The 12,976-nt window shown below is 62.8% G+C and carries 3 protein-coding genes; all 3 read right to left on the reverse strand.

The genetic code is table 11. The features are described 5' to 3' along the window. Positions 1-227: 227 nt before the first annotated feature. A complete protein-coding gene (locus QRN20_RS13550) occupies positions 228-8,027 on the reverse strand; it encodes a non-ribosomal peptide synthetase (RefSeq protein ID WP_285360564.1) in 7,800 nt (2,599 codons plus the stop codon). Next, entirely contained in the window at positions 8,024-11,434 is a 3,411-nt protein-coding gene (locus QRN20_RS13555) for a non-ribosomal peptide synthetase (RefSeq protein ID WP_122605052.1), read from the reverse strand. Before QRN20_RS13555 ends, QRN20_RS13550 begins: the two co-directional genes overlap by 4 nt. 307 nt (positions 11,435-11,741) lie before the next feature. Continuing rightward, a complete protein-coding gene (locus tag QRN20_RS13560) occupies positions 11,742-12,719 on the reverse strand; it encodes a TauD/TfdA family dioxygenase (RefSeq protein WP_029242846.1) in 978 nt (325 codons plus the stop codon). Positions 12,720-12,976 lie beyond the last annotated feature (257 nt).

Raw genomic sequence — 12,976 nt, forward strand, 5'->3', positions numbered from 1 at the left:
GAACAACTGAACTGAAGCATTCCTGAGGGAACTGGCGCTGTGTCCTGACACAGCTCACCGCAGATAGATAATCCGTGGGAGCGGACTTGTCCGCGAATACCGCGCTTCAGTCGCTGAATATTCGTCGAACTTACCGGCCTTTTCGCGGACAAGTCCGCTCCCACGAAGTGTGCTGCGCGACAGCGCTGTGTCAGGAAATAAAAATGCCCCTCCACCCCGCAAAACCATCACGCCAGCAAATTATCAATTTCCTCCGCTGATAAACGTTTGAGAGCCTCCAGTGATTTAGTCAATTCGTCCTGTGCGTGGTCACTTTCACCGTTTTTCTGCTGAATCGTGGCGCAGAAGTCGGCGAGTACGGGCCGTTCGAACAGGTCCTTGAGGCTGACCTCGTGCTGCAATTGCTCACGCACGCGGACCAGCATTTGCACCGCCACCAGCGAATGCCCGCCCAGCTCGAAGAAATTGTCGGTACGACCGACCTGATCGACCTTCAGCACGTCGGCCCAGATCGCAGCCAATTGCTGTTCCAGCTCGCCTTCAGGCGCGAGGTACTGCGTCTGCAATTGAGTGGCATCCGGAGCAGGCAGTGCCTTGCGGTCCAGCTTGCCGTTGGCGGTCAGCGGCATGGCGTCCAGCAGCACGAAATGGGTCGGCACCATGTAGTCCGGCAGATGGGTTTTCAGCTCGGCCTTGAGGGTTTCCCGCAGTGTTTGCGGGTCCTGCGCAGGGTCGCCCGGCACCAGATACGCCACCAGTTGCCCGTCCAGTGCGAGCACGATCACTTCGCGCACCTGGGCCTGAGCCTGCAAGCGCGCTTCGATCTCGCCCAACTCTATGCGGTGGCCACGGATCTTGACCTGATGGTCGATACGCCCGGCGTATTCAATGATTCCGGTCGCGCGATAACGCGCCAGATCGCCGGTGCGGTACAGGCGTCCGCCGCCAGCAGAAAACGGATCAGGCACGAAGCGTTCGGCGGTCAGCGCGGCGCGGTTGTGATACCCCCGCGCCAGCCCCGCATGACCGATGTGCAGCTCGCCGCTGCAGCCTTGGGCGACCGGATTGAAATCGGCATCCAGTACGTACCACGACAGGTCAGGAATGGCCTCGCCGATGGGACTCGCAGGGTTGTGTGTGTCGGCCTGGGTGATCGGCCGATAGGTGACGTGAACCGTGGTTTCGGTGATTCCGTACATGTTGATCAGTTGTGGTGCCTGATCGCCAAAGCGTTCAAACCACGGCGTCAGACTGGTCACGTCCAATGCTTCGCCACCGAAGATCACCGAACGCAGTGCCAGCGGTTTTGCGCTCTCGCAGGCCACGTGCATCAACTGCTTGAACGCCGACGGCGTCTGGTTCAGCACAGTGACCTGCTGCTCGACCAGCAAGGCGTGGAAGTCTTCCGGAGAGCGGCTGGTTTCACGCGGCACGATCACCAGTCGGCCGCCATGCAGCAGCGCGCCGAAGATTTCCCAGACCGAAAAGTCGAAGGCAAAGGAATGGAACAGCGTCCAAACGTCACGTTCGTTGAAGGCGAACCACTCATCGGTGGCGGCGAACAGGCGCATCAGGTTGTGGTGTGCGAGCAACGTGCCTTTGGGCTTGCCGGTCGAGCCTGAGGTGTAGATGACGTACGCCAGATTGTCCGGCGTCGTGTGGTTGATCAGGTTCTCGGCGCTGTAGCCATCCAACGAGGTCTCGATCAGCAGGCACTGCACGTTCGCCGGAACCGGTAAGCCATTCATCAGATGACCTTGAGTCAGCAGCAGCTCAATACCGCTGTCCTGCATCAGGAAACTCAGCCGGTCCTGCGGGTAATCCGGGTCCAGCGGCACGTAAGCGCCACCGGCTTTGAGGATTGCCAGCAGGCCGACGATCATGTCCAGACTGCGCTCGGCCGCCAACCCCACGCGCACGTCAGGGCCGACGCCTTGCTCGCGCAATTTGTGGGCAAGCTGGTTGGCACGTCGGTTGAGCTCGTCGTAGCTCAATTGCTCGCTACCCAGACTCAAGGCGATGGCCTGAGGTGTTTCTGCAGTCTGCGCCTCGAAACGCTGATGAGCGCACTGCGTGGTCGGCCAGGCCTGTACAGCCTGCGTCCAGCCGACCGGCAGCGGCAGTTCACCGAGGCAGGCGGATGCTTCGGCACTCATGCTTTGCAGCAAATGATCGAAGTGCGCAGCCAGTTGCGCGACCGCTTCGGCACTGAAGTGCTGTCGGTCGTAACTGAAGCGCACCGACAACACGTCGGCGGCCTCGACCACCAGTGTCAGCGGATAATGCGCCTGCTCCTGATTGCGCAGCTCGCTGAACGTCAGACCGTCCGGCGCACGTTGCAGCGCCTCGGACATCGGGTAGTTTTCGAACACCAGAATGTTGTCGAACAACGCTTCGCCGCCGGTCCGCGCCCAGCGCTGGATGTCGTACAGCGGCGTGTGTTCATGTTCGCGCAGCGCGAGGTTTTTCGCCTGCACCTGCTGCACCCAGTCGGCAACGGTCTGCTCAGGGCGCGGGCTGGCAATGACGGGCAGGGTATTGATGAACAGACCGAGCTGTTCCTCGACGCCCGGCAGATCCGACGGACGTCCGGCCACGGTGGCGCCGAAGGTCACGCTCGACTGACCGGTGTAGCGGTGCAGCACCAGCAGCCACGCCGACTGCACCAGCGTGTTGAGGGTCACGCGTTGCTCACGGGCAAACTCGGTCAGGCGTCGGGTGCCGTCGACATCGATCAGTTGCACGTAATCGGCATGCCCCTGCCCGCTCGGCGACGACTTGAGCGTCTGCACCAGCCGGGTCGGCTCGTCGAGTTCGGCCAGTTGCTGCGTCCAGAAACGCTGGCTGAGATCAGCGTCCTGAGCGCTCAGCCACTGGATGTAGTCGCGATATCGCCCGGCCTGTTTCGGAAGTGTCTGGCCACTGTAGCGTTGCAACACTTCGCCCAGCAGGCGCGAGCTGCTCCAGCCGTCCATGAGGATGTGATGGCTGGTGTAGATCAGTTGATAATTGTCTTCGCCGGTCTGTAGCAGTGCCAGACGCAGCAGTGGCCCCTTGGCCAGATCGAAGCCCCGCTGACGGTCATCGTTGGCCCAGTCGTCCAGCCAATGATCCGGCTTGCCACGCGCATCCAGCACCACAAATGGCACATCGGCCTGACGCTGCACCACTTGCAGCGACTGCTCTGCATGGCTGACAAAACTGCTGCGCAGCACGTCATGGCCGTCCACGGCAGACTGCCAGGCCGCCTTGAAACGCGGCACATCCAGCCCGCTTACGGACACGCGAAGCTGATTGATGTAATGACCCGCGTCCTGTTCGAACAGGCTGTGAAACAGCATGCCCTGCTGCATCGGAGCCAGCGGGTAGACGTCCTGAACGTTGCTGGCAGGCATCGGCAGACGATCAAGCTGCGCCTGACTCACGCGGGCCAGCGGGAAGTCCGACGGCGTGACGCCCTGATGCCCGGCCAGACAATGTTCGATCAGGGTGGTCAGGGCCTGCTCGTAACGACGCGCCAGCGCGTCGATGGTCGAGGGCTGGTATTGCTCGCGGCTGAAGGTCCAGTTCATCTGCAACTGGCCGTCGAACACCTGGCCGTTGAGGCTCAGACTGTTGGCCAGCGGGCCGTCCTCGTTGAGCGCGACACCCGTGCTGTCTGAACTCGGCAGCCATAAGGCGTCCTTGCTGTCGAAGCTGCCATCGAACTGGCCCAGGTAGTTGAACGTGACCTGCGCTTCGGGCAGTTCAGCCAGTTGACGGGCGAACGATGGTTCGCCCAGATAACGCAGCACGCCATAACCGACGCCCTTGTTCGGCACGGCTCGCAGCTGTTCCTTGATGCCGCACAGGCTCGCACCCGGCGCGGGCCGGGGCGTCAGCCGGACCGGAAACAGGCTGCTGAACCAGCCGACTGTGCGGCTGAGGTCCATGTCGTCGAACAGGTCCTCACGGCCATGACCTTCCAGCTGGATCAGCACCGACGGCTGCCGGCTCCACTCGCAAAGCACCTGCGCCAGCGCGGTCAGCAGCAGGTCGTTGACCTGAGTGCGATAGGCAGCAGGCGCGACTTTCAGCAACTGATGCGTCAGTTCCCTGCTCAGCCAGGACGATGCGTGGGCCGCATCGCGGTTGCGCTGCGTGCCTTGCGGATTGTCGCGTGGCAGCGGTCGATCGGCGCCCTGCAGGGCCTGCAGCCAGTAATCACGCTCGGTTGAGAGCGCGTCGCTCAGTGCATAGCGCTGCAACTGTTCGGCCCAGCGCTGCAACGCGCTGGTTTTCGCGGGCAATGTCAGTGGCTGACCAGAAGCCAACGCCTGATAACCCTGTTGCAGGTCTTCCAGCAGCACACGCCATGACACGCCATCCACAGCAAGGTGATGAATGACCAACAGCAGGCGTTGCTCGCCTTGCGGCAAGTTCACCAGCACGGCGCGCAGCAGTGGGCCGGTGTGCAGATTCAGACTGCGCTGGGCCTTGTCGGCCAGCTCGGTCAGGTGCTCGCGATTATCCAGTTCATGAATCCACAGCAGATTGCGCGAGTCGTGCGCATTAAAGCTCGCGAGCCACTGGCCGTCCTGCTGAACGAAGCCGAGGCGCAAGGCGTCGTGCTGCTCGATCAGCGCAGTCAGCGCGCCTTGCAGCAATGTCGCGTCGAGTACCGTTTGCGGTTTGAGCATCACGGCCTGATTCCAGTGATGTCGCTCGGCGATCTCCAGTTCGAAAAAGCGCGCCTGAATCGGCAGCAAGGGTAGCGTACCGCTGCTCTGCTCCACCGTCGCCACCGGCTTTTTCTGAATCAGCCTGGCGACCGACGCCAATTGGGCAATGGTCTGTTTTTCGAACAACTGCTTGGGGCTGAGCTTGATGCCCTGCCGCTTGGCGCGGGCGATGATCTGCAGGCTGAGAATCGAATCGCCGCCCAGTTCGAAGAAGTTATCGGTGCTGCCGACCTGCTCCAGCTTCAAGACATCGGCCCAGACTGCGGCGAGCTTTTCCTCGACCTCGCCGACCGGCGCGGTGTAGCGCTGCTGTACCACGCCCGGCTTGGGCAAGGCACGCTTGTCGAGCTTGCCGTTGGCGGTCAGCGGCAGGCGGTCGAGCAGCACAATCTGCGCGGGCACCATGTAGTCCGGCAACCTTGTCGCCAGTTGTTCGCGCAGGATTTCAGCGCTGGCAGACGCTACGCAATACGCCACCAGTTGCAGGCGCGACTCGTCACCTTCCATCGGCAGCGGCAGCACGCAGGCCTCGCTCACCGTTTCAAGCGCCAGCAGCACCCGCGCCACTTCGGCAGGCTCGACCCGATAGCCGCGCACCTTGACCTGATCGTCGGCGCGACCGATGAACTCCAGCAGTCCCTCATGGTTGCGGCGCATGCGGTCGCCGCTGCGGTAGACCCGAGCGCCATCCTGCGCGAACGGATCCGGCACGAAGCGTTCGGCGGTCAGCCCGGGTTGTCCGAGATAACCCAGCGCCACGCTGTCACCACCGATGTACAGCTCGCCCGCCACCTGCGTGTCGCTCAGGTTGAGCACGTCATCCAGCACATATGCCTGCGCACCCGGCAAAGGTTTACCCACGGGGACAGGACGCATCGGGTCGAAGACGAGCACTTCGTGAGTCAGCACCCCGACCGTGGTCTCGCTCGGGCCGTAATGGTTGATCACCCGGCACTCTGGCTTGAGCTGGCGAATCTGCTCGACCAGCGTCGGCGAACAGGCTTCGCCGCCAACGATCAACGCATGCTGGGGCAGCACGTCGGCGGGCTGGCTGGCCTGCATCAGTGCCGCCAGATGGCCGGGCACGATCTTCAGCACGCCGACCTGATGTTCGGCCATGTAACGGGCAAAACCGTCCGGGTCGAAGCCCAGCGCTTCAGGCAGCACGTGCAGGGTGCGACCGGAACACAAGGCACCGAACAATACGGTGTGGCCCAGGTCGGCGGCGATGGTCGAGATCAGCGCCATGCTCGCCTCGGGAGCCAGTTGCAGCCTGTCCAGCAGACCCCGCACGTAACTGGCCAGCGCGCCGTGGCTGACCAGTACGCCCTTGGGCTGGCCGGTGGAACCGGAGGTGTGGATGACGTAGGCAGGCGACTCGGCGGCAAGCGTCGAGTCGAAGGTAGTGGCTGGCAAATCCTGCCACACCGCAGGCGTCCAACTGACGCCCTGACAACCCTCGACTTTCAGCGACTCAGCCCGTGCATCGCCTTCGGCACACAGCACCACGCTGGCCTTCGCGTTGACCAGCATCTGCTGCAGGCGCGCATCTGGCGCTTTCACGTCCAGCGGCATGTACGCGCCACCAGCCTTGAAGATCGCCAGCACTGACATCAGCCACTCCAGCGAGCGCTCCATCAGCACGGCGACCGGCTGGCCTTGCTGTACGCCCAGCCGAATCAGATGGCGGGCCAGTTGATTGGCGGCCTGATCCAGTTCCTGTGTGCTCAATGTGCAGTCCAGATAACGGGCCGCAAGCGCATGCGGCTGCCGTCCGACCTGACGATCCCACTGTTGCAATACCGAAAGTGCGGGCTCAAGCGGACGTGGTGCCTGCTCGACGGCCAACGCGCCGAGACTGAACAGCGGCGCGTCGGGCGCAGCCAACAGGGTCTGGAACAGTGCCAGCAACTCGGGCACGAAACGCTCGACGGTCGAGCGGCGATACAGGTCGCTGGCAAAGGCCAGGTCGCCGTGAATCAGCGTGCCGTCGTCGGTGATGTCCAGCGCCAGGTCGAAGTGCGCGCCCTGTTTATCGAACGGATACTCGCTGACTTGCAGACCCGGCAGCCTGAGCGCGGTCTTCTGTTTGAGCACCACGTTCTGGTTGAACTTGGCCTGGAACAGCGGGTTGTGGCCCAGATTGCGCTCGGGTGCGAGATGGTCGACCAGTTGTTCGAACGGTACGTCCTGATGGGCCTGTGCGCCGAATGAGGTGTCGCGGATCTGAGCCAGCAGATCGAGGTAGCTAAAGCGTTCGTCCACTTGGCAGCGCAGCACCTGGGTGTTGATGAAGAAGCCGATCAGCCCTTCCGTCTCGGCCCTGCCCCGATTGGCGTTGGGCACACCGATGCGGATGTCGCGTTGCCCGGCCTTGCGCGACAGGAACAGCGAGAAACCGGCCAGCACCAGCATGAACAGGCTCATGCCGTGAGTGCGGGCAAAGGCATTGAGCTGACGCGAGAGGTCGGCACCGAAATCAAAGCGCAGGTGTTCGCCCTGATAGCTCTGCGCAACCGGCCGCGGGAAGTCCTGTGCGGCGTCGAGCAGCGGTTGTTCGTCGCCCAATTGATCGCGCCAGTAAGCCAGTTGCCGCTCGCCCTCGCCCGCCTCCAGCCAGCTGCGCTGCCAGATCGCGTAATCGGCGTATTGCAGCGGCAACTCCGCCAGGCTCGGCTCGCGGCCTTGGCTGTACGCCTGATAAGCGTGGACGAACTCCTGAATCATCACGTCCATCGACCAGCCGTCGGAGACGATGTGGTGCATGCACACCACCAGCACATGCTCGTCACTGGCCAGACGGAACAGATGGGCACGCAGCAGCGGACCGAAGCGCAGATCGAAAGGCTGCGCAGTGACCGTCGCGACCTGCAGGGCCAGTTCGGCGTCGCGCTGTTCGTTGTCCAGCGCAGACAGATCGATGCGTTCAAGCGCCACGTGCTGGTCATTCAGCACCACTTGCAGCGGCTGGTCGCCGTCGGTCTGGAACACCGTGCGCAGCACTTCGTGACGCTCGATCAGATGGTCGAATGCGCGGGTCAGCGCCGTCTCGTTCAGCGTGCCATGCAGACGCAGGCCGGTGGTCATCTTGTAGGCATCGCTCGACGGATCGAGCTGCCAGAGGAACAGCAGGCGTTGCTGAGCGAAGGACAGCGGGATCGCAGTGAAATCGTGGCGACTGACCGGCACCGGCAGCAGACTGAAGTCCTTGCCGTCCTGACGCAGCCGGGAGAGAAACTGTCGGCGTTGCTCCAGCGACAGGCCGACAAAGCGCTTCGCGATACGTGCAGCAGTGGTCCCGGTCATGCTTCAAATTCCTCCAGCGAATCCATGAACTGGTCCATGTCGCTCCAGTCGTTGTCAGGGGTATTGGCGGTCAGCAGCGCGACCTCGGCAGACAAATCGCCCAGCACCGGTTTTTCGAACAGCACGCGCAGCGGCAGGCTTACGCCCAGCTGCGTCTTGATACGGGCAATGACTTGCGCGGCCAGCAGCGAATGGCCGCCCAGTTCGAAGAAGTGATCGTCGAGCCCGACCCTCGGCGCATGCAGGACTTCCTGCCAGATGGCGGCGAGGCAGACTTCCACCTCGCTGACCGGCGCGCGATATCGGGCCTGCAACTGGCTGACGTCCGGCGCGGGCAAGGCCTTGCGATCCAGTTTGCCGCTGGGCGTCAGCGGCAGGGTCGGCAACAGCAGCAGGTGGGTCGGCACCATGTAATCCGGCAGGCTGGTCTGCAACTCGGCCTTGATGCGCTGGCGCATCGTCAGTTGCTCGGCTTCGCTGGCGGTCGCGGCTTGCGGCACGATGTACGCCACCAGTTGCGTGCTGCCCGCCAGAGGGACGGCCAGCACCACGGCTTCGCGCACGTCATGACACTGTTGCAGGCGCGACTCGATCTCTCCCAGCTCAATGCGGAAGCCACGAATCTTCACCTGATGGTCGACTCGACCGATGTATTCGATGGCGCCATCGAGACGCTGCCGGGCGCGGTCGCCAGTGCGATACAGGCGCTCCCCCGCCACGAACGGATCAGCGACGAAACGCTCGGCACTCAGACCCGGTTGGCCGTGATAACCCCGCGCCAACCCCGGCCCGCCGATGTACAACTCGCCCACCGCGCCTTGCGGCAGCAGATTCAGATCGTCGTCGAGCACAGACAGACGGCGACCAGCCAGTGCATGACCAATCGGCACGCCACGCCAGGACACCGCTTCCGGCGTCAACGCGCTGCAATCGTGAATGCTCGACACCACAGTGGCCTCGGTCGGGCCGTAGGTGTTGAGCAGGCGAACATGACCCAGACCCGCGTCGCGCCACAGACGCAATCCCTCGATTGCCATGGCCTCGCCGCCCACATGAATCTGCCGCAGCGCGCCGTAATGCGCAGGCGGACTGGCGGCGAAGTCCTGAACCAGCGTGAGCCAGTAGGCAGCGGGCAAGTCGGCCAGCGTCACACCATGCTCGACGACTGCCTGATGGAAGGTCGCGCTGTGCCACACACGTTCGTCACGCAGCACCACGGCGGCGCCTCGGCATAACGGCGGGTAGAACTGTTCGACGAAGCCGTCGAAGCTGTGGGTCGCGAATTGCAGCACCCGGTCGCCTTCGCGCAAGTCGCTGTAATCGGCACCCAGGGTCACAAATTCGGCGAGCGCTCCATGACTGATCGCCACGCCCTTGGGCCGCCCTGTGGAGCCGGAGGTGTAGATCACATACGCGAGGCTGGCCGGATCAACAGGGACATGCAGATCGCTTATGTCGGTCGTCATGTTGTCGACCTCATCGACGCACAGGTAATCGAGCCCCTCAGACATCGGCAAAGCGGCGAGACGGTCACTGTGGGTCAGCAGCAGCTTGAGGCCACTGTCGTCCATGACATGCCGCAGACGCTCGCTTGGCGCCGACAGGTCCAGCGGCACGCAAGCGCCCCCCGCCTTGAGCACGGCCAACAGCGCGACGGGCATATCCAGCGAACGCCCCAGCGCCACACCGACCAGCACGTCGGGCCCTACGCCGCGTTCGCGCAAGCGTCGGGCCAGTCGATTGCCGCGTGCGTTCAGTTCGGCGTAGGTCATGCCCGGCGAGTCGCTGTCCTGAGCAAGGATCAGCGCTACGGCATCCGGGGTGCGTCTGACCTGCGCTTCGAACAGTTGGTGCGCAGGCGTGCTGCTATCGGCTTTGATGAGATTATCGACGTCCAGTAACTGCGTGCGCTCTTGCGCCGCCAGCATCGACAGTTGTGACACGGTTTGCAGCGGATCGGCGCAGACCGACGCCAGCAGGTTGCGCCAGTGCGCGGCCAGCCGGGCGATGGTTGCCTCGTCGAAAATATCGATGGCGTAAGTGAACGCGGCGTTCAACTGCTCGCCTTCGCCGCTGGTGGCCAGCATCAGGTCGCTGGCTGCGGCATGGGAGCGCTGGGCGAGCGCCTGTTGCTCGGCAGGCAGGTTGGCCACCCGCAGACCGCAGGCCAGTTGCTTGTCGAGGAGATCGGCGACCACCGGCTGGTGATTGAACATCACCTGGAACAGCGGATTGTGGCTTTGACTGCGCTCGGGCTGGAGCGCGTCGATGACCGCGTCGAAGGGTAATTCCTGATGCGACTGTGCGCCGGTCGAGGCGTTGGCCACGGTTTGCAGCAGATCGACAAAGCGCGTCTGTGCCGTGACTTCGCTGCGCAGTACCTGGGTGTTGATGAAGCAGCCGACCAGCCCTTCGGTTTCGCTGCGGGTGCGGTTGGCAATCAGCCCGCCGACCCGGATATCGGTCTGCCCGCTGTAACGGTGCAGCAGGCTCTTGAAGGTCGCGAGCAGGACCACGAACAGCGTCACGCCCTGACGCTGGGCCAGGGTTTTCAGGTTGCGTAACAATTCGGGTTCCAGCGCCAGCTCGAGGCGTGCGCCTTCGTGGCTGGGCAAGGCCGGGTATGGACGGTCGGTCGGCAGCTCCAGCACCGGATGTTCATCGCCCAGATGCGCGCGCCAGTAATCCAGCTGCCGTGCCTGCTCACCCGCTTCCAGCCAGCTGCGTTGCCACACGGCGTAATCGCGGTACTGCACGACCAGCGGCTGGAACGGAAGCGGCTGACCGGCGACCAGCGCGTCGTAGCCTCGCAGCCATTCGTCGATCAGTACGTTCATCGACCAGCCGTCGGTGATCATGTGGTGCAGGTTGAGCAGCAGCACATGCTCCTGCCCGGCCAGGCGCAAGACGCGCACGGTGAACAGCGGCCCGTGTTGCAGATCGAACGCCTGCACCGCCTGCTCGGCCATGGCCTGACGCGCTGCAGCCCAGCGCTGATCGACAGGCATTGCACTCAGGTCAGTCAATTCGATACGGACGGGAGCCGCCGGCGCGACGCGCTGAAACACCCGGTCGCCTTCCTGACCAAAGGTCGTGCGCAGGCTCTCGTGGCGCTCGACCAGCACGCTGAAGGCCTGCTCCAGCCGCGGCAGCTCCAGCGCGCCGTTCAGGCACACCGACATCGGCAGGTTGTAGGCCGCGCTGGTCGGGTCCAGTTGCCAGAGAAACCACATGCGCTGCTGCGCATAAGACAGCCCGTCCCGCTCCGCCAGCCCCTCGCACGAAGGGATCGGAAACAACGAAAAATCCATGTCTTCACGACGCATGCCGTCGAGAAACAAGCGACGTTTTTCCAAGGGCAACTCGACAAAACGGCGAGCGAGTTTCTGGGCGTGTTCGGGGTTCATGGGGGCATGTCCTTGCTGAATGGGGCTGACCGTGTGACGCGGCCGTCTCAACAAGAACGAATTGGCGGGGAAATATTTAGAAAGGTTTTGAGGGTATTGTCAGGATGCTCCGGTGCGTCTTGCAGATCGGACGCGGAGCGTCCTGAGCGGCATTCCCACGCGGAGCGTGAGGAACGATCAGTAACGTACACTGATCGTGCCCATCGCTCCGCGTGGGCATGCGTCCCGTGACGCTCTGCGTCACACATGGCGCAGACCGAGCGCTCGCTTGAAGTCATCTCTGCGCAGTAGACGAGGAACCCGGCGCTTATTTGTCCGAATGCCCCTGCGCCATGGCCACCACCACTTTGCGCTTGCCGGTGAACGGGGCACGGGAGTGGGCGGTGAGCATGTTGTCGAGCATCAGCACGTCGTTTTCCAGCCACGGGAAACTCACCGTGCAGTCGTCCAGCACGCCGCGAATCTCGTCCAGCAGGGTCTCTTCGATGGCCGAGCCGTCGCCGTAGTACACATTGCGCGGCAGGTCTTCCTCGTCCACGACGTCCAGCAGGGTTTCGCGCACTTCCGGCTGCAGGTTGGAGATGTGAAACAGGTGCGCCTGATTGAACCAGACCGTGTCCTGAGTGACCGGATGGCGCGACACCGCCTGACAAATCTGCCGGGTGCGTAGTTCGCCGTCGTCCTTCCACTCGCATTCGATGGCGTGGGCGCGGCAGTAGGCTTCGACCACGCTTTCATCTTCGGTGTTGAACACCTGACTCCATTCCACGTCCAGCCCATTGCCGTAATTGCGCACGTACATCAGTTTCTTTTCGATGAAACGGTCACGGATGCGCGCCGGAATGCGGCGGTAGATCTCCCGGCTGTCGGCAATCGGCGTTTCGCCGCCGGTCTGCGCGGCAATCATGCTGTAGAACCAGATCTTCATCGGCCATTCCAGGGTGTAGGCCTGCTCGTTGTGCAGCGGAATGCTCTGGTGCGCCGGGTATTCGGTGGAGGTGTACACACCTTTGGTCACGTTGCTGCGCGGCGTGGAACCGAATTCGTAATTGAGCAGCGGATCGCCGAAGCCAGCAGCAAACTCGCGAAACGCTTCAGGGCCGCCCACGTCGAAGCCGCGAAACAGAATGCCCCCGGCGCGATAAAGGTGTTCTGCGACCAGCGGCTTGAATTCGCCCAGTGCTTCCATCAAGTCCAGACCTGGCTCGGGCGCCTGTACCAGCATTGGCAATGTGCCCGCCCCCGCCAGCAATGGCCGGATATCCAAACTCAACGCATGACTCATGATGACTCTCCCTTGATGGCAAAAGCGCCTGATCCCCTGCGGCCGGACGCAACGCCAATGTCCAGATTGAACGTAACCGGCGGGCGGAAAATTAGCCGGCACACGACATTCACCCTCCCCAAAACCTGCTCTGAAACATTTCCTTTCATTTAAGCGCGAGAAAAAACTACATCTTTCGTATTCTCATTCGTCTTTAACTGGATGCAGGGCCTGTCGGTAGAACCGCGCCCGTTTTTCAGATATTGCCCCACAGAGAG

It is taken from the genome of Pseudomonas sp. fls2-241-TYG-175 (assembly GCF_030209155.1).
GTDB classification, from domain to species: domain Bacteria; phylum Pseudomonadota; class Gammaproteobacteria; order Pseudomonadales; family Pseudomonadaceae; genus Aquipseudomonas; species Aquipseudomonas viridiflava.

Coding starts and splice junctions, on each gene's coding strand:
- QRN20_RS13550 (WP_285360564.1), bottom strand. CDS start 8,027: ATGACCGGGACCACTGCTGCACGTATCGCGAAGCGCTTTGTCGGCCTG.
- QRN20_RS13560 (WP_029242846.1), bottom strand. CDS start 12,719: ATGAGTCATGCGTTGAGTTTGGATATCCGGCCATTGCTGGCGGGGGCG.
- QRN20_RS13555 (WP_122605052.1), bottom strand. CDS start 11,434: ATGAACCCCGAACACGCCCAGAAACTCGCTCGCCGTTTTGTCGAGTTG.